Here is a 19,662-nt window from a genome sequence, read left to right as displayed (position 1 = left end):
ACAGTTCCTACTACGCCGTACCGGCGGCGGGTGGTCGACGACTTCCTGGACGAGTTCCAGCCGGAATCCCCCGCGATCACCATCGCCGGCCCCAAGGGAGTGGGCAAGACGGCGACGGCACTGCGCCGGGCGGCGTCCGTGATGTCGTTCGACCTCCCGGCGGACCGTGCCCGTCTGGACGCGGACCCGACGCTCCTGACCGCTCTTGACTACCCCGTGCTCGTCGATGAGTGGCAACGCAAGCCGGAATCGTGGGACTACGTGCGCCGCGCTGTCGATGCCGGTGCACCCGCGGGTGCCTACCTGCTGACGGGCAGTGCGACGACTCCCCGGGGCGTGACCGTCCACTCGGGCGCCGGGCGGTTCATCGACGTGCGCATGCGCCCGCTGAGCTTCTTCGAACGCGACATCGCGTTCCCTACGGTCAGCATGTCGGCGCTGCTGCGCGGATCCTCCGAGATCGGCGGCGAGACGGACGTGGGACTGGCGGAGTACGTCGAGGAGATGACGGCTTCGGGGTTCCCGGACATCAGACGCCTGTCGCCGCGAGTGCGCCGTCGGCGCCTCGAGGCGTACGTGGACAACATCGTGCAGAGGGAGTTCGCCGAGCACGGCTACCCCGTGCGTCGTCCGGCGACGCTACGGGCCTGGCTCCGTGCCTACGCCGCGGCGACATCGACCACCACGAGCTACAACGACATCCTCGACGCCGCGACCGTGGGGGAGAACGACAAACCGAGTCGGACGACGACGACGGTGTACCGCGATGTGCTCGCTCAGCTGTGGCAGCTCGATCCGGTCGAGGCGTGGCTGCCGAGCCGAAACCATCTTGATCGCCTCACCCAGGCGCCGAAGCATCACCTCGCGGACCCGGCGTTGGCGGTTGTGCTCCTTGGACTGGACGCCGAACAGCTGATGCGTGGCACGGCCTCCGCCGCAGGTCTGCGCGACGGAGCCGTTCTGGGGCAACTGTTCGAACACCTGGTGACCCTCAGCGTCCTGGTGTATGCGGAGGCAGCGGAGGCCCACGTCCGGCACCTGAGGACCAAGGGAGGTGACCACGAGGTCGACCTCATCGTCGAACGGCGCGACGGGCGTGTCCTGGCGTTGGAGGTCAAGCTCAAGGCGACGCCCGCCGAGAAAGACTTCCGGCATCTGCGGTGGCTGAAGGAACAGCTCGGCCACGATCTCGTCGATGCGGCCGTCGTCACGACCGGACAGCATGCCTACCGGCGCGGCCAGGACGGAATCGCCGTCGTCCCCCTGGCGCTGCTGGGCCCGTGACAGGAGCGCATCGGAGAACCTGTCGGATCAGCCCGTGAGCCCAACGTCGCGCTACCAGCCGCCCGGGTTGAGGATCTTGCGGATCCGCTTCTCGCTGACCGACCCGTCCGTGCCGAGCTGCTGGGCGAACAGCGACACCCGCAGCTCCTCGAGCAGCCACCGGACGTCGGCGAGCTCGGCCGCCCGCGCCGGGTCGGGCGGTCCGGCGGCGTAGGCCTCCCGTTCCTGGTCGTGGACGCCGGTGACGTCCTGGATCTTCCAGGCGAGCTCGGCGTCACGGTGCGGGTTCGACTCGGCCTTCTCCAGCCGGTACGACGCCGCCCGCAGGTAGCGCACGAGGTGCGGCACCCGCCGGGGCGGGGTCGCGGAGACGAACCCGTCGAAGACGAGGCCGGCGACGTGCTCGCGGATGTCCTGCAGCGTGTTGAGCAGGGCCAGCGACGACGACGCCTTGACCTCCGTCTCGACGGTCCGCCACGCGGTCAGCGCGGCGACGACGTGCCCGACGACCCGGTGCACCTCGTCCTCCAGGTGCCGGCGCACGAACGCGACCGCCTCCTGGTACATCTCGGCGTTGCGGATCTGTACAGCGACCGGTCCGCCGGTCGGCGTCCCCGGGGCCTTGTCGGCGTCCAGGCTGGTCAGCGCGATGACGGCGGCGAGCTGCAGGTCGGCGACCAGCGCGTCGGTGTTCCGGTACGGCGCGGCCGCCAGCGTCAGCGACTGCTTCGCCGACCACCGCGAGGTGATCCGGCCGGTCTGCAGCGCGGTCTCCGACAGCAGCAGCCGCCGCACCCCGGCCGCGTGCGCGGCGTCCCGCCCGGAGGAGTCGGCCAGGATCCGCAGGGCCACCGACGGCCCGGTCCCCGACGAGCCGGAGCCCTTCGCGCTGCGTTCCTCGACGAGCGCCGGGTACCCCTGCACGACGACGCCCCCACCGAGATCGGTCGACACGACGTCGGGCAGCAGCCCGTCCGCGAGCCCCCCGGGCCACGTCGAGAGTCCCTCGGCCTCCTGCACGACAGCACCGCCGCCGGAAGGGCCACCGGCGTGCGGTGACCCTGCAGCGGAGGCCGCCGGATCGCCGTCGGACCGCCCGGACCCGGACGAACCCGCGGAGCCCGGGGTCGGGGTGTCGGAGGCGCCGCCGTCGGGCCGTAGCGGAGGGCCCTCCGGGGCCCGTGAGCGAGGCGGCGCCTCCGAGGCACCGTCCCCGGGCGTTCCGGAACGGCCAGACGCAGCCCGCGTGGCTTCCTCCAACGCCACCCCCACGGCTCCCTTGACGGCCGACCGCACGGCGGCCTCCGCCTGGGGCGCGAGCTTCTTCTGCAGGGACAGCAGGTCCTTGGACTCGTCGAGCACCACGGGCCCCGACGGCTGCGCCGCCCCGCGGCCGCGACCCTTCTTGCCGCCGGACCCGCGCCGTCGTCCACCTCCGGCGGGGCCGCCGTCGCGCGACCCGGCGCCCGTGGCGTCCCCGGTGCTCTCGACCCGGAACGTCATCCGCAGGTGCGCGGGCAGCCGTTCGACGCGTTCGGCGTCCCACACCTCGTCGGGGATGATCACGTCGCGCAGCGCACGTACGGCGCGGGTGAACTCGACGTGGAACGGCGTGGCCATGTCTCCGGCCCGCGTGAGGTCCTCCCAGGCCGGGACGTTCTGCCGCATCCAGCCGGCGACGGCGGCACCGACGTCGGGTGCGGGGACCAGCTCGCGGCGCACCGCCTTGGGCAGGGACCGGATGGTGGCGACGCACAGCTCGTCGAGGAGGCCGGGCACCATCCAGTCGAACCCGTCGGGGGAGACCCGGTTGAGGATCGACACCGGGATGTGGACGGTGACGCCGTCGGCGTCGGACCCGGGCTGGAACTGGTAGGTCAGCGGCAGGGTGACCTCGCCCTGGGTCCAGGTCTCCGGGAACGTCTCGGGCAGTGCAGCGGTGTCGGCACCGTCAATGAGCTGGTCGAGAGTGAAGGTGAGCAGGTCCGGGTCGTCGCGGCGGGCCTTCTTCCACCAGGAGTCGAAGTGCCGTGCGCTGACGACGTGCGCGGGGACCCGCTCGTCGTAGAAGGCGAACAGGTCGTCCTCGGAGGCGACGAGTCCCCGCTGCCGCGACCGTGCCTCGAGCTCCTCGGCCTCGGCGAGCAGGCGGCGGTTCTCGGCGAAGAACGCGTGGTGGGTGGTCCACTGCCCCTCGACGAGCGCGTGCCGGATGAACAGGTCGCGGGCGCCCTCGGGGTCGATCCTGCCGAAGAGCACGGGGCGGTCGGCGACGATCGGCACCCCGTAGAGCAGCACCTTCTCGGTGGCCATCGCGGCGCCCTGCTTGGTGGACCAGTGCGGTTCGGAGTAGGTGCGCCTGGCGAGGTCGCCGGCGAGCTCCTCGGCCCACTCGGGCTGGATCTTCGCGACGTCGCGCGCCCACAGCCGGGAGGTCTCGACGAGCTCGCCGGCCATGATCCACGCCGGCGGCTTCTTGGACAGCGGGGAGCCGGGGAAGATCGCGAACCGGGCCCCGCGCGCGCCGAGGTACTCGTTGCGGGCCCGCTTGGCGGCCTGGCGCAGGGCGCGTGCCCGGGCCTCGCCGCGCAGGTGCGCCACGGAGGACGCCTTGACCTCGCCGGTGTCCTGCATGCCGATCTGGGAGAGCATCCCGGACAGCAGGGCGCGGTGGACGGTGTCGCCGTCCCAGGACCGCTTCCAGCTCGTCCCGCCGTCGCCGTCGCCGTCCGCCTCGACCGAGGGGCCCGTGGTGGAGGGGCGGAACGACATGTCGATGTCGAGCTGCTTGGCCATCTGCCGCAGCTGGGCGACGACGTCCTGCCACTCGCGGACGCGCAGGAAGTTGACGTACTCGCTCCTGCACAGCCGGCGGAACGCCGAGGAGCCCATCTGGTGCTGCTGCTCGCGCAGGTACTCCCACAGGTTGAGGTAGCTGAGGAAGTCCGACGTCGGGTCGGTGAAGCGGGCGTGCGCCTGGTCGGCCTGCTCGCGGGACTCGGCGGGACGTTCGCGGGGGTCCTGGATGGACAGGGCGGCGGCGATGATCGCGACCTCGCGGGCGACGCCGAGGCGGGAGCCCTCGATGACCATGCGGGCCAGGCGGGGGTCCATGGGCAGGCGCGCCAGGGTGCGGCCGACGTCGGTCAGGTGGACGTCGTTCGACGCCGTGCCGTCGCGCCCGCGGCGGCGGGCGAGCGCGCCGAGCTCGGCCAGGAGGTTGACGCCGTCGCGCACGGCCCGCGTGTCCGGGGGTTCGACGAACGGGAACCTCGCGACGTCGTCAGGGGAGCCGACCACGCCCACGGAGATCATCTGCAGCAGCACCGAGGCGAGCGACGTGCGCAGGATCTCGGGCTCGGTGAACTCGGGTCGCCCCTCGAAGTCCTCGGCGGAGTACAGCCGGATCGCGATGCCGTCGGCGACGCGTCCGGACCGACCGGACCGCTGGTTCGCCGACGCCTGGCTGATCGGCTCGATCGGCAGCCGCTGGACCTTGGTGGCCTTCGAGTACCGGGAGATGCGGGCGGTGCCGGGGTCGACGACGTAGTGGATGCCCGGCACGGTCAGGGACGTCTCCGCCACGTTCGTGGACAGCACGATGCGCCGGCCCGGGTGCGACTGGAACACACGGTGCTGCTCGGCGGCGGACAACCGCGAGTACAGCGGCAGGATCTCGACGTGGTCGGGCCGCTTCGGGTCGCGGACGCGCTCCTTGAGATGTCCCTCGAGGGCGTCGGCGGCGTCGTGGATCTCGCGCTCGCCGGACAGGAACACGAGGATGTCGCCGGGCCCTTCGCGCATCAGCTCGTCGCAGGCCTCGACGATCCCGGTGACGAGGTCCTTCTCCTCACCCTTCTTCTTCCCGCCCCCCGAGGCGTCGCCGTCCGGGCTCAGGGGTCGGTAGCGGATCTCGACGGGGAAGGTGCGTCCGGAGACCTCGACGACGGGGGCGGCGTCGGGCAGCACGTCGACGACCGCCTCGGGAGCCCCGCCCTCCCGGGCCAGGGCGGCGGGGGAGAAGTGCGCCGCGAAGCGCTCCGAGTCGATCGTCGCCGACGTGATGACCAGCTTGAGGTCCGGCCGGCGCGGCAGCAGCCGGGACAGGTACCCGAGCAGGAAGTCGATGTTGAGCGAGCGTTCGTGCGCCTCGTCGATGACGATCGTGTCGTAGGCGAGCAGGTCGGGGTCCCGCTGGATCTGGGCGAGCAGGATGCCGTCCGTCATGACCTTGACGAGCGTGTCCTCGCTGGACGTGTCGGTGAACCGCACCTGGTACCCGACGACGCCACCCAGCTCCGTGCCGAGTTCGTCGGCGACGCGATCGGCCACGGAGCGTGCCGCGATCCGGCGGGGCTGCGTGTGGCCGATCTGCCCGGCACGGCCCCGGCCGAGCTCGAGCAGGATCTTCGGCAGCTGCGTCGTCTTGCCGGAGCCGGTCTCGCCGGCCACGATCACGACCTGGTTCTCCCGGATCGCCGCGGCGATGTCCTCGCGCCGCGCCGAGACGGGCAGCTGCTCCGGGTAGGTGATGTCCGGGACGACGACGGCGGCACGCGCGGCCGCGGCGCGGTCCAGCTCCGCACGGCTCACCCGTGCCGGGCGCGGCCCGTCGGGGCGGGGGCCTCGCCGACCGCGACCGCGCCCCCGGCGTCGACGTCCGCCGTCGCCGCGACCCCCGCTGTCGCGGGCGGGCGGCGTGGCGGACGGCTGCTCGGTACTCACGGCGACCCATTCTCGCAAGGCTGGCAAGCGGAATCCGTCGCGCGGCTCATACCGCTCACACGGTCGTGGCGAGCTCCGACGTGGTGGCGACCATCCCCATCATGGCCACGATGAAGCCGAAGTAGGCGATCACCGCGAGGAACGCGCCCGCCGTGAACGCGATCGACAGCCACAGGCCCCACTTGCCGAGGGCGTTGTCGTAGCCGACCTTCTTGGAGTCCGAGAGCGCGATCGCGGAGACCACGATGCCCGCGGGCGGGACGACGAACGCCAGCACGAAGCCGACGATGCCCATCACCTTGCCGGGCGGGTCCGGGGCATAGCCCGGGGGCGGGTAGCCGGGCTGCCCGTAGCCGTACCCGGGGTACGCCCCGTAGCCGGGCGGCGGGGGTCCGTAGCCGGGCGGCGGCCCGTATCCCGGTGGGGGCGCGCCCTGGTCGGGGCGGTCCCCGGCGCCGGGATCGGCGGGCCCGGACGGGTCAGGTCGGTCGGCGGGACGGTAGCCCTCGTACGGCTGCTGCGGGTCGCTCACGGCCCCAGTGTGGCGAAGCGGCGGCCCGAGCACCAGGGCGGCTGCGCCCGGGCCGTCGGCCGTGATTCGATCGAGGCATGTCCGCCCGACCTCGCACGCAGCACGACCTCGTCCCGCGACCCGCCCGTGTCCACGCCGTCGAACGGCTCACCGGGTCGATGGTGCGCACCACCCTGCGCGACGTCGACGGCGCCGACCCGGCCGCGCCGTCGTCCCTCGCGGCACTGCCGGCACCCGGCCCGGAGGACCACGTCAAGGTGTTCCTGCCGGACCCCGCCACCGGCGAGCTGCACGCGCCCACGGTCGCGCCCGACGGCGGGCTGCAGCGGCCCACCGGCGTGGTGTCCGTGTCGCGCGAGATGACGGTGCGCGCCACCCGCAGCGTCGACGGCGTCGCGGAGGTCGACATCGACTGGGTGCTGCACGACGGCGGCGGGCCCGCCGCCGACTGGGCCGCCCGGGCCGCCGCAGGTGACGAGCTGGTGCTCGCCGGGCCGCGCTTCTCCCAGGGTGTTCCCGACGGGATCGAGCGCCTCACGCTCACGGTGGACGAGACCGGGCTGCCCGCCGCCGCCCGGTGGGTGGCCGCCGTCGGACCCGACGTGCGCGTCACCGCGATCGTGGAGATCGGCGACGACACCGACGAGGACCACGTCGAGTCCGAGCTCGCCCACGCCGACGTCGAGATCCTGTACCGCACCGACGGGCCCGGTCAGCTCGCCGAGGCCGTCCGGTCCCTCGGAGCGCTGGACGACGGCGAGCACGTGGTCGCGCTCGGCGAGGCCGGCGACCTGACGCCGGTGCGCCGCCACCTGCGCCACGAGCTCGGCCTCGGCCCGGAGCGCGTGACGGTCGCGGGGTACTGGCGGCGCGGCACCGTCAACCTCGACCCCGACCAGCCGCTGGACCCCACCGACCCGGACTGACGGCCCTCAGAAGTCCCGGGCGGTCTCGGCGTGCGCCGACCCGAGCCGCTTCAGGTGCACGCGCCGACGCAACCGGATCCCGGGGCGCAGCAGCATCTGGACGCTGCCCACCAGGAAGAGCCAGGTGCCGGCGGTCGCGGTGGACTCGGAGAAGAACAGCACCGAGCCGACCACGAACCACAGGCCGATGAGGATGTCGTTGGCGATGCTCAGCGTCTCGTAGCGCTGCCGCACCACCAGCTCCTCGTGGCCGATGCGCAGTGTGAGGTCGTCGTCCTGAGGCACGGCATCATGCTGTCATGAGCACGCTGACCTCCGCCGAGCTGACGACCGTCTACACGGACCTGCACGCCCACCCGGAGCTCGCGTTCGCCGAGCACCGCACCGCCGGGATCGTCGCCGACCGGCTGCGCAGCGGGGAGTACGAGGTGCACACCGGCCTCGGCGGCACCGGCGTCGTCGGCGTCCTGGCGAACGGCGACGGGCCGACCGTCCTGCTGCGCGCCGACATGGACGGCCTGCCGCTCACCGAGCGCACCGGCCTGGACCACGCCTCGACGGACACCGCCACGACGCCGGACGGCCACGAGACCGGCACCATGCACGCCTGCGGCCACGACCTGCACGTCACCTGCCTGCTCGGCGCCGCCGCCGAGCTGGCCGCCCGCCGCACCGAGTGGTCCGGGACCCTGCAGGTGCTGTTCCAGCCCGCCGAGGAGGTCGGGGCCGGCGCGCGGGCCATGGTCGCCGACGGCCTCTACGACCGGATCGGCGTGCCCGACGTCGTGCTCGGCCAGCACGTCATGCCCTTCCCCGTCGGCACCGTCAACCTCACGCCCGGCACCTCCATGGCCGCCGCCGACTCCCTGCGCATCACCCTGCACGGCACGGGCGGTCACGGCTCCAGCCCGGAGGCGACCGTCGACCCCGTCCTCATGGCCGCCGCGACCGTCCAGCGCCTGCAGGGGATCGTCGCCCGCGAGGTCGGGATGGGCGAGCAGGCCGTGCTCACCGTCGGATCCGTCCGCGCCGGCACGCAGGCCAACATCATCCCCGACCGTGCCGAGCTCCTGGTCAACGTGCGCAGCTTCGACCATGGAGTCCGCGACCGGGTGCTCGCCGCCATCCACCGCGTCGTCGACGCCGAGGCCGCGGCCTCCGGGGCACCGCGGCCGCCCGAGTACGAGCAGATCGCCCTGTTCAACCCCACCGTCAACGACCCCGACGCCGCCGACCGGACCCGGACGGCGCTCGCGGCCGTCCTGGACGAGCACGAGGACGCGATCCGGGAGGCAGGCAGCCGACCGACCGTCGTCGCGATGCCGCCGCTGTCCGGGTCGGAGGACGTGGGTGACCTCGCCACGACCGCCGGCGCGCCGCTCGTGTACTGGAACGTGGGCGGCGCCGACCCCGCGGCGTTCGCGGGGGTCGACGTCTCGGCCGTCACCGGGATGGGGAGCCTGCCGGACGGCGTCGCGCCGAACCACTCGCCGTTCTTCGCGCCGGTGCCGCAGCCCACCCTCGACCTGGGGGTGGCCCTGCTGGTCGGTGCGGCCCGGGAGTGGCTCGCCTGAGACCCCGGGCTTCAGGCCCCGCGTCCGCTACCGGATGAGGCTCAGGCGGCGGCGTCCTCGGTCTCGCCGCGGAGCCCGTCGATCTGCTCCTGGAGCTGGGACAGCAGGGCGGCCACGTCGTCGGCGCCCTGCTCGCGCGCCTGCTCGGTGACGTGCCGGACCTCGGCGGACGCGGCCTCGAGGGCGACCTGGGCGTCCTCGAGGGCGACGACGGCCCCGTCCTCGGACTCGGCGGCCTGCTCGAGAGCGGCCCGCGCCTCGTCGGTGGCGGCCTGGGCGGAGGCGACGGCGTCGGCGACGGAGCCCTGCAGCTGGTCGGGCACGCCGGTGACCTGCTCCTCGATCTCGCGCAGGTCGCCCTCGATGGCCTCGGCGCGGCTCTGGGCGTCGTCGATGAACTGCTGGACGTCGGCGGGTGCGGAGCAGGCCCCGAGCATCATCGCCAGGGCGAGCAGGCCGGCGGCGGCGAACCGGGAGGTGCTGTGCCGCGGGGTCTGGGGCGAGGTCGTCGTCGACGTCATGGGTCGATTCTGCCTGCGACCTGCGCGGATTCCTGCGGTGTGCGTCACAGGACGGGTGGAGACTTTGTGCACACGTGGTGCCGACGGTCACCCGACGGCTACCTGGGTGGACGGACGGTGAACCGCAGGCGTGCTCCGGGTGGCAGCTGGCCGAGCAGCCAGGTGTGCGTGGTGGGCACGGTGGCCACCACGGGGTAGCCGCCCGTCAGCGGGTGGTCGGGGCCGAACAGCACCGGCTGCCCGTCGGGCGGCACCTGCAGCGCACCGGTCACGCAGGCCTCGCTGGGCAGCTCGGCGTCGCGGGCGTCCCTCGTGCGGGTCAGCGGTGCGGCGCCGCGCAGCCGCAGCCCGACACGGTCCGCGGCGTCGGTCACCTCCCACTCCTGGGCGGTGAGGACCGCGAGCGCCTCGGGCGTGAACCAGTCGTCCCGGGGTCCCGGCACCACGGGGAGCTCCGTCGTCGTCCCGGGTGCGGGGAGGTGGTGCGGGTCCGGGGCTCCGCCGTCGTGCAGCCCGACGGCGTCCCCGGGCGCCGGACCGACGGGCAGCACCGTGCCGGGGGCCAGCGGTGCCGGGCCGAGCCCGGCGAGCAGGTCCGTGCTGAGCGAACCGAGCACCGGCGGCAGGGCGACGCCGCCGCGCACGGCCACGCTGGTGCGCAGCCCGCGCCGGGGCACCCCGAGGGCGAGCTCGTCGCCGTCCGTGAGGAGCACGGGGGACGACGGCGGCACCTCGCGGGGTGCACCGCCGTCGGCCGGGTGCACGGTGGCGGTGCTCGCCCCCGCCGTCGCCACGACGACCCGCCCCCGGGCGCGCAGCCGCAGCCCGGCCCCGAGGGCCTCGATCCCGGCGGTGCCGGACGGGTTGCCGACGGCCCGCTGGGCTGCACGGTGGCTGCGCGGGTCCGCGGCCCCGGAGCCGGAGACGCCCCACCGCGCGGCACCCGTGCGGCCGAGGTCCTGCACGAGCGCCTGGGGGCCCGCGGCGACCACCTCGAGGCGGTGGCCGGCCGGCGCCGGGTCGGCCGGTCCCAGGTCGGCCGGCTCCGGGTCGGTACTCCGCGGCCGGGTCGGCAGGCCGGCGTGCCGACCCGGCCGCGGAGTACCGACCTGATCGGCGTCGGCGGGCACGAACCGCACCGTGTCGCCCGGCGCCCACAGCGCCGGCTCGGGGCGGTCGACGTCCCACAGCACCGCGTCCGTGCGGCCCACGAGCTGCCACCCGCCCGGGTTGTCGCGCGGGTAGACGCCACCGAACGGGCCCGCCAGCGCCACCGACCCGGCCGGCACCCGCGTGCGCGGGGTGGCCCGGCGCGGGACCACCAGGTCGGGGTCGTCGCTGGTCAGGTAGCCGAAACCGGGCGCGAACCCCAGGAAGGCCACCGTCCACGTCGCCGCCGCGTGGCGGCGCACCAGCTCCCCGACCGACCAGCCCAGGTGCGCCGCGACCTCGGGCAGGTCCGCCCCGTCGTAGACCACCGGCACCTCGACCGTGCGCGCCGCGGACCCGTCCGGCGCCGCGCGGCGGGCGGCGGCACGACGGCGCAGCTCACGCTCCAGGTCGCCCGCCCCGATCCGACCGGGACGGAACGGCACCAGCAGCGTGCGGGCACCGGGCACCGGCTCGCCGACGCCGGGCACGGGATCGGCACCCAGGTCCGCGTGCAGCGCGACGGCCCGCGCGCCGTCGTCGAGCTCCACGAGCAGCGCCGCGTCCCCCACGGGCAGGACCCGGACCGTCATGACCCCGGCACGAACGCGCGGACCCGCACGCCCGCCCGGGTCAGGACGGCACGGACCTCGGCCGCCATGCGGACCGCGTCCGGGGTGTCGCCGTGCACGCAGATCGAGTGCGCCCGCACGGCCACGTCCGTCCCGTCCGTCGCCGTGACGAGCCCCTCGCGCACCAGGCGCAGCATCCGGGCCGCGACCTCGCCAGGGTCGTCGAGCACCGCGCCCGGCTCCCCGCGCGGGACAAGCCGGCCCTCGGGGGTGTACGCGCGGTCGGCGAACGCCTCGGCGGCCGTGGCCAGCCCGAGCGACTCGGCGGCGGCCAGCGCCGCCGACCCGGGCTGACCGAGCAGCACCAGGGACGGGTCGACGGCGCGGACCGCCGCGGCGACGTCGACCGCCACCCGCTCGTCGCCGGCGGCGGCGTGGTAGAGCGCGCCGTGCGGCTTCACGTACCGCACCTCGCCACCCTCGGCGACCGCGATCCCGCGCAGCGCCCCCAGCTGGTAGACGACGTCCGCCCGCAGCTCCTCGCTCGGCACGTCCATCGCGCGCCGCCCGAACCCCGCGAGGTCCGGGTAGGAGACCTGGGCACCCACCGCGACACCCCGCTCGACGGCGGCACGCACCGTGCGCCGCATCGTCGCCGGGTCCCCGGCGTGGAAGCCGCAGGCCACGTTGGCGCTCGTCACCACGGCGAGCATCGCCTCGTCGTCGCCGAGCCGCCACCGCCCGTAGCCCTCGCCCAGGTCGCTGTTGAGGTCGATCACGGGCTGCGTCGCGGGTGCCGTCATGGCACCAGTCTGCCCGGCCGTCCAGGGCCGGGTGATGTGCCGGGTGATCTCCCCGGAGCAGCCCTCCTCGGCTGGCACGGGCACCGCCTCTGCCGCAGAGTGGAACTGGTGCGGAAGTGATCCGTTTCACTCGACGGCGCGTGTGTGCGAGGATGCGACCGACCAGCACAGTTGCTCGGGGAAGGTTCGATGTGAGGGTCCAGCGGAGTGACGGGCACGACGGCGAGGCCGCCGTGCCGCCCTCCCGCACGCGGGCCCGTCAGGCCTGGCACGTCCTCGGCGCCGGGACGGCGTCGTTCGTGCTCGCCGCCGGCTTCCTGGCGGGGTCGGCCGCGGACCTGCCCTGGAACTCGTTCGCCCACCACGCCGAGTTCCAGCCGCCCGCGCCCGACGTCCCGGAGCCGGTCGAGATCGTGGGCGCCGCCACCACCGCCGGCCCGCAGACCGTCGACGAGGTGCTGGTGGCCGTGCAGAGCGCCGAGCAGGTCGCCCTCGAGTCGGGCCGAGAGCTCGGCCCCGAGATCCACCAGGCGGCCGCCGAGCTCGGGTCGGTGCTGCTGACCTACGTCGCCCAGCGCGAGGCGCTCGTCGACCCGCAGGTCGGTGCGGTCGGACCCGCGGTCCCCGCGGAGCCCGCGCCGGAGGGCGAGGAAGCGCCCGTTCCCGACGTGCCGATCGCCGTCGAGGACCTCGACCGGAACGACCTCGACGCCCAGACCCTGGAGCCGCTGGTGCCCGTCGAGCCGGCGCAGGCCGAGCCGGCGGACGGGGCGTCGGGCACGCAGGCCGCGCCGTCGGGAGGCGCCGGCGCCGAGGCTCCGACGGGAGCCGGCCTCGAGGCCGAGCAGGACGAGGACGCCGAGGGCTCCGCGGAGACCGCCCCGGAGGACCTGCCCGCGCTGGACGGCCCCGGGCTGGACGTCCCGACGTTCGACGAGCTGCTGGCCGGGGAGACGGCCTTCACCGTCGCGAACTCCGTCGAGCACGACGGCGACGCCGCGACCGCGAGCGGGTCGCCGGTCTCCGAGACGATCGACGGGGCCTTCGACGGAGCCGCCCACGGGAACGCCGACGCGGCCGCCGACGCGGCCGCCGACGGGGCCGCGGCCGAAGCCGGGCACGAGAGCGACACGGCGGAGGGTCACGAGCACGCGCACGACGCCGTCACCTTCGACGACGTCGTCGTCGCCGCGACGCACCTGGTCACGTTGCTCGACCCCGCGTCCGCGGCCTACGTCGTCGACGTCCAGCCCGCCGTGACGCTGATGCCGGACGGCACCTACCTCTCCGACGACGGCGTGCAGGTCACGGCCGACGGGATCCCGCTCGACGGGGCGTCCACCCTGTCTGCCGCGCTGGCCGCTGTCGTCGCCGAGCACGGCGCCTCCACGGCGGGATACCTGAACGGGCGCATCCCCGCCTCCGTGCTGTGCGCCGTCGAGTCGGCACCCGGGCACCTGCTGCGGTGCGACGCCGCGGAGCAGTTCGCCGCGCTGAACGCCGCCTACCGCGACCGGTTCGGCGCCGACATCCCGATCACCGACTCCTACCGCTCCTACGACGCGCAGGTCGCGGTCCGGATCGCCAAGCCGCACCTCGCCGCCGTCCCCGGGACGTCGAACCACGGGTGGGGGCTCGCCCTCGACCTGTCCACGCCGATCTCCGGCGGCGCGTCCGCCGAGTACACCTGGCTGCGCGTCCACGGCCCCGACTACGGCTGGGACAACCCGTCGTGGGCGCGTCCCGGCGGGGTCAAGCCCGAGCCGTGGCACTTCGAGTTCTTCGCCGCCGGCCCCGTGCCGGACCGCGCGTCGAGCGCCGCGGACGTCACGACCGCCGTCGGCGGCAGCTCGTCCGGCGGCGACGGCGTGGGTGCGGGCGTCGGGAGCGGGTCCGGGACCGGCGGCTCGTCCGACAGCGCCGAGGACAGGAAGGGCTCCTCCGGAACCTCCGGCAAGGGCGGGTCCGGCTCGAAGGACGCCTCCAAGGACACCTCGAAGGACGGCGGCAAGAAGCCCCAGCCGTCGCCCTCGCCGAGCGCCTCGCCGAAGCCGAAGCCCTCGCCCGAGCCGTCGGGCGAGCCCACAGGCAAGCCCACGGCCAATCCGTCCCCGTCACCCTCCCCGTCCCCGAGCGTCTCGCCGAAGCCGAAGCCGAAGCCGAAGCCGACGCCCTCCCCGGAGCCGAGCGCTCCGGCCACCCCGGAGCCGACGCCGAGCGAGACGAGCGCCCCGGAGCCGACGGAGCCCGAGCCGACGGAGCCCGCACCGGAGCAGTCGCCGTCCGTACCACCGTCGGAGGGTGAGGGCGAGAGCACGGGCGGTGACTCGCAGGAGACGGCGGTGAGCCGGGACGAGGCGGACCCTTCCGACGACGAGGCCTCGGAGGACGACGAGTCCGGGGACGCGGTCGACGCCACCGCCGAGACGGACGAGTGACGGCGCCTCGAGCTGCCGGCGGCGATCCCCGCCGGTTCCTGGTGGACGGTCGCCTGGAGCGCAACCCGCGCCGGTGGCGCGACAAGGTGGCGGTGACCCGGTTCCTGGCCACGGTCGCCATGCCGCAGCTGCTCGAGCCGCTGACGGAGCGGGAGCTGACGAGCCGGTTGGCGGAGATCGCCGTGGACCCCGTGGGTCTGCGCCGCGCCATGGTGGATCTCGGCCTGGTCGCCCGCACCAGGGACGGCGCCGAGTACTGGCGCACCGAACGCACCGAGCACGATCCGGAACCTGGTGCCGCCGAGGCGATCGCGGCGGCGGACCGTACACTGGGTGAGTCGTCGGGAGGGGCCGTCGGACGAGTCGACGGGCCCCGTGAACGTCCGGCGACGGCCGACCGGTTGGGGTGGACGAATCCGCCGGACGGGTGAACACTCGATCAGTGGCCGCCGGTTTCGGGGGGACGGAGGCCGACCCACGTTGCCGATGGCACACAGGAGCGCCAGACCCCATGCACACCGACCTGAGCACGGAGCCCGACCCGGACACGGGATCGGGGATCTCCTGCCAGCATCAGGACGACGGCACCTACCTCACGCTCTGGGGCGAGGTCGACGCCGCGCTGCGTGAGTCGGCGAGCGACGCCATGGCGTCGGTGGTCGCACGGACGCAGTCGACACCCATCGTGCTCGACGTGCGGGACGTGACCTTCATCGACTCCTCGGGAATCGCGTTCATCCTGCAGATCTACATGCTGGGCCAGGAGACGGGCGCTGCCGTGCGCCTCCTGGAACCGTCCCAGGCCGTCACCGAGATCCTCGAGATGGTCGGGATGGGCGGCCGGATCGAGATCGTCCGCGAGGAGCAGCCCGCCGGGACGTAAGGGATCGGACGGCGACTACCGAGGCCGCGTGGTCCCGCGCTCGACGAGCCGAACCGGGCTCACCAGGTGTTCGGGGTCCTTCTCCCGGTCGTCGATCCTGCGATCGAGCAGCGCGACGGCCTGTTCGACGATCCAGGCGTTCTCCGGGTCGATCGTCGTCAGGGCCGGGGTGACGTGCCGGGCGAGTGCCAGGTTGTCGAAACCTACGACCTGAACGTCCTGAGGCACTCGCAGCCCCGCGTCACGGATGCCGGCCATAGCTCCGACAGCCACCTGGTCGGTGATGGCGAACACGGCGTCGACCGAAGGGTCGTCACGGAGCCGATCGCGGACGCGCACCCGCGCGCAATCCATCTCGAACTCCTCGAGGGTGAGGATCCCGGCCGGTGGAAGGGCCGCGCCCCTGTCCTCGTGCGCCGCCCGCCAGCCTCGGGTGCGGAGGGTCATCATCGACGCGTGCCCTTCGTCGCCCCCGCCGGCGAGGACCACGTGGCGTGCACCTCGTTCCAGCAGGTGTGCGGTGGCGAGCCGCGCTCCCTCGACGTTGTCCATGTGGATCTGATCGAATCGCCGCGGCATGTTCTGTTCGCCGAGCAGCACGACGGGCAGCGAGGGGCGGATGCGGTCGATGTCGTCGTGATCGAGCCCCACGACGCTGAGTATGACGCCGTCGTACGTCTGCAGGCGAGCCATTGACAGGGCGGCGAGCTCGGCCTCCTTGCTCGCGTCGCTCTGCTCGACGGCGAGGTGGCGGCCCGTCGCCGCGAGGAGACGGGAGAGCTGGGCCGCGAGCTCGCCGAAGTACGGGTGGTCGAAGCGAGGGACGATCAACCCGATCGAGCCCGTCCGGTCTGATCGCAGTCGGCGCGCGCTGAGGTTGATCTCGTACCCCAGCTCGTCCACGAGGTCGAGGATCCGCTGCCGGGTCGCCGCGCTGACCCGGGGCTTGCCGTTGAGGACGTTCGAGACGGTCATGACCGAGACGCCCGCAGCGCGGGCGACATCGCTCATCGTGGTCGCCATCGACACCTCTCTCGTCCGCCTGTCCCCGGTGGTCGACCGTCTTCTCCGCTGACGCTGGCGCATTGCCAGAACGCTCGCTACTCTAGTCTGCGACCGAGGTATAACGATATACCTTGGAGGAGGGCACTGCCGCCCGACCGAAGGAGAGCGACATGAAGTCACCGATGACGCGAGTCACCGCCGGGGCGGCCGTCCTGGCCCTGGCCGGTTCGATCGCGGCCTGTAGCAGCGATGGTGGGGAAGCCGACGGCGTGACCACCATCTCGTTCCTGTCCTGGACCGGCGAGGAGCAGATGGAACCGATCATCGAGGCCTTCGAGGAGGAGAACCCCGAGGTCCGGATCGAGGCGTCGTACTCGCCCCCGGTTGCGGAGTACATCCAGACTCTGCAGACCCGTGTGCTGTCCGGTACGGCGCCCGACGTGTTTGTCGTCGCCGCGGAGAACAAGACGAACCTCATCGACGCCGGAGCCGTCGTCGACCTCAGCGGCGAGCCGTTCATGGAGGGCATCCAGCAGTTCAACCTGGACACCTACGGACGCGACGGCGCCGAGTACGGCTTGTCGCTGTCCTCCTGGGCAGCGGGTTACGCGTACAACAAGGAGATGCTCGCCGACGTCGGCTACGACAGCATCCCGGAGACGTGGGACGAGTTCCTCGTGCTCCTTCAGGACCTTCAGGACGCCGGCCACACCCCTTTCCTCGAGAGCGTCGACCAGATGCCGACGACCGTCTCGGCGATGCTGGGGGCCAAGACGTCGGAGATGGACCCGAGTCTCGACGACGAGATCTTCGCCGGCGAGTCGACCTTCGCCGAGCAGTGGACGCCGATCCTCGAGGAGTACAACCGCCTCTACACCGAGGGCCTCGTCTCGCCGGACGTCGTGGCGCTCGACGGCGACCAGGTCCGCGACGAGTTCGCGAACGAGCGCGTCGCCATCATCAACGCCGGTCCTTGGATCATCAATGCGGTGCAGGAAGCCAACCCCGAGCTCCAGTGGGAATTCGGCCAGGTGCCGGGCCTGCCCGACGGCATGCCCTACCAGGCTGGTGCCGCGGCGCCCGGGTATGCCATCAGCGCGAGCTCGGACGAGGAGAAGCAGGAGGCGGCAAAGACGTTCCTGACCTTCCTGGCGTCGGAGCAGGGTGTGGAGATGTTCCACGAGGCCACCAACGACGTGACGGTCACCGAGAACTTCACACCCGAGGTCGACCCGGTGTTCGAGCCGCTCGTCACGCCGATCCGTGACGGTCAGCTGTACCTGCCGATGATCGCCTGGCAGCGGGACGAGGACGTTCTCAACGTGGAGGCTGTGGCCCAGGTCCAGCGGATGATCCAGGGCCAGATCGGGCCCGAGGACGTAGCAGCAGCACTCGACGCAAAGCTCTCGAGCTGAGCGAGCCGAACCGTGCGTGCCCGGCGCTCACGCGCCGGGCACGCACCGGGAGGTCACCATGCCATCCATGACACGCGCGCAGACGCCCGAAGCCCCCGCGACGCGCCGCCGTCGCGGCACCGCCGGCGGCGGGTGGAAGCAGACCACGATCAACCGCGCCTTCCTGGTGCCTGCGGTCGTCGTCTTCCTGTTCCTGTTCGTCGTGCCCCTCGCGCAGGGGCTCTACTGGAGCTTCACCGACTTCACCGGTTACAGCCCGGAGGCGAACTTCATCGGGTTCGACAACTACGTGCGGATCCTCAACGACCCGTCCATGCTGTCGGGACTCACGTTCACGCTGCTGTTCGCGGTGGGGACCACGGTCCTCGTGACCGCCTTGGCGATCCCGCTGGCCGTGCAGCTCAACAAGGCGTTCGTCGGCCGGAACTTCGTGCGTTCGCTGTGGTTCTTCCCCGCGGTGCCGAGCATGGCGATTCTCGGACTCGTCTGGAGCTACATCCTGTCGCCGTTGCCGTCAGGAGTGCTCAACACGCTCCTCGCCGACTGGTTCGGGATCGACGCGGTCTCCTGGCTGTCGGACAACACGCTCGCACGGATCTCCGTGATCCTGGTCGGGGTGTGGGCGCAGACCGGCTGGCACGCGGTTCTCTACCTCGCCTACCTGCAGTCCATCCCGGCCGAGTACTACGAGGTCGCCCGGATCGACGGCGCCTCGCCCCGGCAGCAGTTCTTCGCGATCACGCTTCCGCTGCTGATGCCGGCCATGGTGGTCAGTTCGTTCCTGCTGCTGACCAACGGGCTGAAGGTGTTCGACCTGCCCTACACCCTGACGAACGGTGGTCCCGGCTTCGCGACCTACACCATCACGCAGTCGCTCGTCGTCACCGGGGTGGGGCAAGGGGAGTACGGCCTGTCGTCGGCGCTCGCGGTGATGTTCACCGTTGCGGTCGGCGTCATCGGTTTCACCCAACTGCGGGTGACGAGCCGCATCGGGAGGAGATTCGCATGACGGTCCCCGTCTGGCGCCGCACGCTGCTCAGCGTCGGCATGGTGGCGCTCGCCCTCATCATCGGCGTGCCGCTGTACTACATCGTCATCAACACGTTCAAGACTCAGGCCGACATGGTCTCCTCCCCTCTGGGCCTTCCGGAGACCTGGTCGTTCGCCAACTGGTCCGCGACGCTCGGTGACCCGGGGATCTACCAGTCGTTCGGCAACACGCTGTACGTCACGGTGCTGGCGGTCCTGGCCCAGCTCCTGGTCGGTGCGATGGCTGCCTACGCGATGATCATCGCCCGGAACCGCACCACGCGGATCATCGGGTCGGTCCTCCTGCTCGGCTTCATCATCCCGCCGCAGTCGACCCTGATCCCGCTCTACCGGACGCTCGTCGGGTTCCAGCTCGTCGACAGTCTCAACGGCCTGGTCATCATGTACCTCGGCGGGTCGATCTTCTGCTTCTTCCTCATCCAGGGGTACATGCGCACGCTTCCCTACGAGATCATCGAAGCGGCCCGTATCGACGGGGCAGGGACCAACCAGATCTTCTGGCGGATCGTGCTGCCATTGATCAAGCCGATCCTCGTCACGGTCGGCGTCTTCCAGACCATGTGGGTCTGGAACGACTTCCTGCTGCCGACCGTCTTCCTCTCGTCACCGCAGAAGGAGACGATCGTTCTCCAGGTGTACTCCGCGGTCGCCGAGTTCACCACCGACTGGCCCTCTTTCATGACCATCACGGTGATCGCTCTGATCCCGATGGTCGTCTTCTTCATCTTCACCCAGCGCCACATCGTGAGCGGCCTGCTCGCGGGCAGCGTCAAGGGCTGAGCCCG

The 19,662-nt window shown here is 72.7% G+C and carries 16 protein-coding genes; 9 read left to right on the top strand and 7 right to left on the bottom strand.

Going from position 1 to position 19,662, the window contains the following annotated elements:
- The first annotated feature begins 30 nt into the window (after positions 1-30).
- Positions 31-1,284, top strand: coding sequence for an ATP-binding protein (locus tag HDG68_RS16440; RefSeq protein WP_343037634.1), 1,254 nt, complete (start codon positions 31-33; stop codon positions 1,282-1,284).
- Between the two features lie 51 nt (positions 1,285-1,335).
- Here HDG68_RS16440 and hrpA read toward each other — a convergent pair whose 3' ends face one another.
- Both hrpA and HDG68_RS16430 read right to left on the bottom strand, forming a co-directional pair.
- Entirely contained in the window at positions 1,336-6,009 is a 4,674-nt protein-coding gene (gene hrpA / locus HDG68_RS16435) for an ATP-dependent RNA helicase HrpA (protein WP_172153737.1), read from the bottom strand.
- A gap of 55 nt (positions 6,010-6,064) precedes the next feature.
- A complete protein-coding gene (locus HDG68_RS16430; RefSeq protein WP_172153708.1) occupies positions 6,065-6,541 on the bottom strand; it encodes a hypothetical protein in 477 nt (158 codons plus the stop codon).
- A gap of 77 nt (positions 6,542-6,618) precedes the next feature.
- Here HDG68_RS16430 and HDG68_RS16425 point away from each other — a divergent pair, with 77 nt between their 5' ends.
- Positions 6,619-7,467, top strand: a complete 849-nt coding sequence (locus tag HDG68_RS16425) for a siderophore-interacting protein (protein WP_172153736.1) — start codon at positions 6,619-6,621, stop codon at positions 7,465-7,467.
- Positions 7,468-7,473: 6 nt separating this feature from the next.
- Here the strand turns inward: HDG68_RS16425 and HDG68_RS16420 are convergent, their stop codons facing one another.
- Positions 7,474-7,752, bottom strand: a complete 279-nt coding sequence (locus tag HDG68_RS16420; RefSeq protein ID WP_172153735.1) for a YrhK family protein — start codon at positions 7,750-7,752, stop codon at positions 7,474-7,476.
- A 14-nt stretch (positions 7,753-7,766) separates the two neighbouring features.
- Here HDG68_RS16420 and HDG68_RS16415 point away from each other — a divergent pair, with 14 nt between their 5' ends.
- The gene (locus HDG68_RS16415; RefSeq protein WP_172153734.1) at positions 7,767-9,041 is read left to right on the top strand and encodes an amidohydrolase; all 1,275 of its coding nucleotides are present in this window, start codon (positions 7,767-7,769) and stop codon (positions 9,039-9,041) included.
- 41 nt (positions 9,042-9,082) lie between these two features.
- Here the strand turns inward: HDG68_RS16415 and HDG68_RS16410 are convergent, their stop codons facing one another.
- The 3 genes from HDG68_RS16410 to HDG68_RS16400 form a co-directional block, all read right to left on the bottom strand.
- A complete protein-coding gene (locus HDG68_RS16410) occupies positions 9,083-9,562 on the bottom strand; it encodes a hypothetical protein (protein ID WP_172153733.1) in 480 nt (159 codons plus the stop codon).
- 98 nt (positions 9,563-9,660) lie between these two features.
- Positions 9,661-11,304, bottom strand: a complete 1,644-nt coding sequence (locus HDG68_RS16405; RefSeq protein ID WP_172153732.1) for a 5-oxoprolinase subunit B/C family protein — start codon at positions 11,302-11,304, stop codon at positions 9,661-9,663.
- A complete protein-coding gene (locus HDG68_RS16400; RefSeq protein WP_172153731.1) occupies positions 11,301-12,086 on the bottom strand; it encodes a LamB/YcsF family protein in 786 nt (261 codons plus the stop codon). The genes HDG68_RS16405 and HDG68_RS16400 overlap by 4 nt, the downstream gene beginning before the upstream one ends.
- A gap of 191 nt (positions 12,087-12,277) precedes the next feature.
- Here HDG68_RS16400 and HDG68_RS17630 point away from each other — a divergent pair, with 191 nt between their 5' ends.
- The 3 genes from HDG68_RS17630 (at position 12,278) to HDG68_RS16385 (ending at position 15,407) form a co-directional block, all read left to right on the top strand.
- Positions 12,278-14,524 carry a D-alanyl-D-alanine carboxypeptidase family protein gene (locus HDG68_RS17630; protein ID WP_172153730.1) on the top strand — a complete coding sequence of 749 codons (2,247 nt, stop codon included), beginning with the start codon at positions 12,278-12,280 and terminating at the stop codon, positions 14,522-14,524.
- On the top strand, positions 14,521-14,955 hold the full coding sequence (locus HDG68_RS16390) for a DUF2087 domain-containing protein (protein ID WP_172153729.1): 435 nt from the start codon (positions 14,521-14,523) through the stop codon (positions 14,953-14,955). The genes HDG68_RS17630 and HDG68_RS16390 overlap by 4 nt, the downstream gene beginning before the upstream one ends.
- 80 nt (positions 14,956-15,035) lie before the next feature.
- Positions 15,036-15,407 carry an STAS domain-containing protein gene (locus HDG68_RS16385; RefSeq protein WP_172153728.1) on the top strand — a complete coding sequence of 124 codons (372 nt, stop codon included), beginning with the start codon at positions 15,036-15,038 and terminating at the stop codon, positions 15,405-15,407.
- A gap of 15 nt (positions 15,408-15,422) precedes the next feature.
- Here HDG68_RS16385 and HDG68_RS16380 read toward each other — a convergent pair whose 3' ends face one another.
- On the bottom strand, positions 15,423-16,430 hold the full coding sequence (locus tag HDG68_RS16380; protein WP_172153727.1) for a LacI family DNA-binding transcriptional regulator: 1,008 nt from the start codon (positions 16,428-16,430) through the stop codon (positions 15,423-15,425).
- A gap of 152 nt (positions 16,431-16,582) precedes the next feature.
- Here HDG68_RS16380 and HDG68_RS16375 point away from each other — a divergent pair, with 152 nt between their 5' ends.
- The 3 genes from HDG68_RS16375 to HDG68_RS16365 all read left to right on the top strand — a co-directional run bounded on the left by HDG68_RS16375 (position 16,583) and on the right by HDG68_RS16365 (position 19,657).
- The gene (locus HDG68_RS16375; RefSeq protein ID WP_172153726.1) at positions 16,583-17,827 is read left to right on the top strand and encodes an ABC transporter substrate-binding protein; all 1,245 of its coding nucleotides are present in this window, start codon (positions 16,583-16,585) and stop codon (positions 17,825-17,827) included.
- Between the two features lie 67 nt (positions 17,828-17,894).
- Positions 17,895-18,836 (top strand): carbohydrate ABC transporter permease, encoded by a 942-nt coding sequence (locus tag HDG68_RS16370; RefSeq protein WP_246254246.1) that lies wholly within the window; start codon positions 17,895-17,897, stop codon positions 18,834-18,836.
- The gene (locus HDG68_RS16365; RefSeq protein ID WP_172153724.1) at positions 18,833-19,657 is read left to right on the top strand and encodes a carbohydrate ABC transporter permease; all 825 of its coding nucleotides are present in this window, start codon (positions 18,833-18,835) and stop codon (positions 19,655-19,657) included. The genes HDG68_RS16370 and HDG68_RS16365 overlap by 4 nt, the downstream gene beginning before the upstream one ends.
- Positions 19,658-19,662: the final 5 nt, after the last annotated feature.

This window comes from Isoptericola chiayiensis (assembly GCF_013149805.1).
Lineage (GTDB): Bacteria > Actinomycetota > Actinomycetes > Actinomycetales > Cellulomonadaceae > Isoptericola > Isoptericola chiayiensis.
The sequence above is the reverse complement of the archived record's forward strand: the minus strand, read 5'-3'. Positions and strand labels throughout refer to the sequence as shown.

What these genes read in the sequence shown, in the direction of transcription:
- HDG68_RS16375 (WP_172153726.1), top strand. Translation starts at nt 16,583, where the DNA reads ATGAAGTCACCGATGACGCGAGTCACCGCCGGGGCGGCCGTCCTGGCC.
- HDG68_RS16385 (WP_172153728.1), top strand. Translation starts at nt 15,036, where the DNA reads ATGCACACCGACCTGAGCACGGAGCCCGACCCGGACACGGGATCGGGG.
- HDG68_RS16415 (WP_172153734.1), top strand. Translation starts at nt 7,767, where the DNA reads ATGAGCACGCTGACCTCCGCCGAGCTGACGACCGTCTACACGGACCTG.
- HDG68_RS16370 (WP_246254246.1), top strand. Translation starts at nt 17,895, where the DNA reads ATGACACGCGCGCAGACGCCCGAAGCCCCCGCGACGCGCCGCCGTCGC.
- HDG68_RS16400 (WP_172153731.1), bottom strand. Translation starts at nt 12,086, where the DNA reads ATGACGGCACCCGCGACGCAGCCCGTGATCGACCTCAACAGCGACCTG.
- HDG68_RS16380 (WP_172153727.1), bottom strand. Translation starts at nt 16,430, where the DNA reads ATGGCGACCACGATGAGCGATGTCGCCCGCGCTGCGGGCGTCTCGGTC.
- HDG68_RS16425 (WP_172153736.1), top strand. Translation starts at nt 6,619, where the DNA reads ATGTCCGCCCGACCTCGCACGCAGCACGACCTCGTCCCGCGACCCGCC.
- HDG68_RS16410 (WP_172153733.1), bottom strand. Translation starts at nt 9,562, where the DNA reads ATGACGTCGACGACGACCTCGCCCCAGACCCCGCGGCACAGCACCTCC.
- HDG68_RS16405 (WP_172153732.1), bottom strand. Translation starts at nt 11,304, where the DNA reads ATGACGGTCCGGGTCCTGCCCGTGGGGGACGCGGCGCTGCTCGTGGAG.
- HDG68_RS16365 (WP_172153724.1), top strand. Translation starts at nt 18,833, where the DNA reads ATGACGGTCCCCGTCTGGCGCCGCACGCTGCTCAGCGTCGGCATGGTG.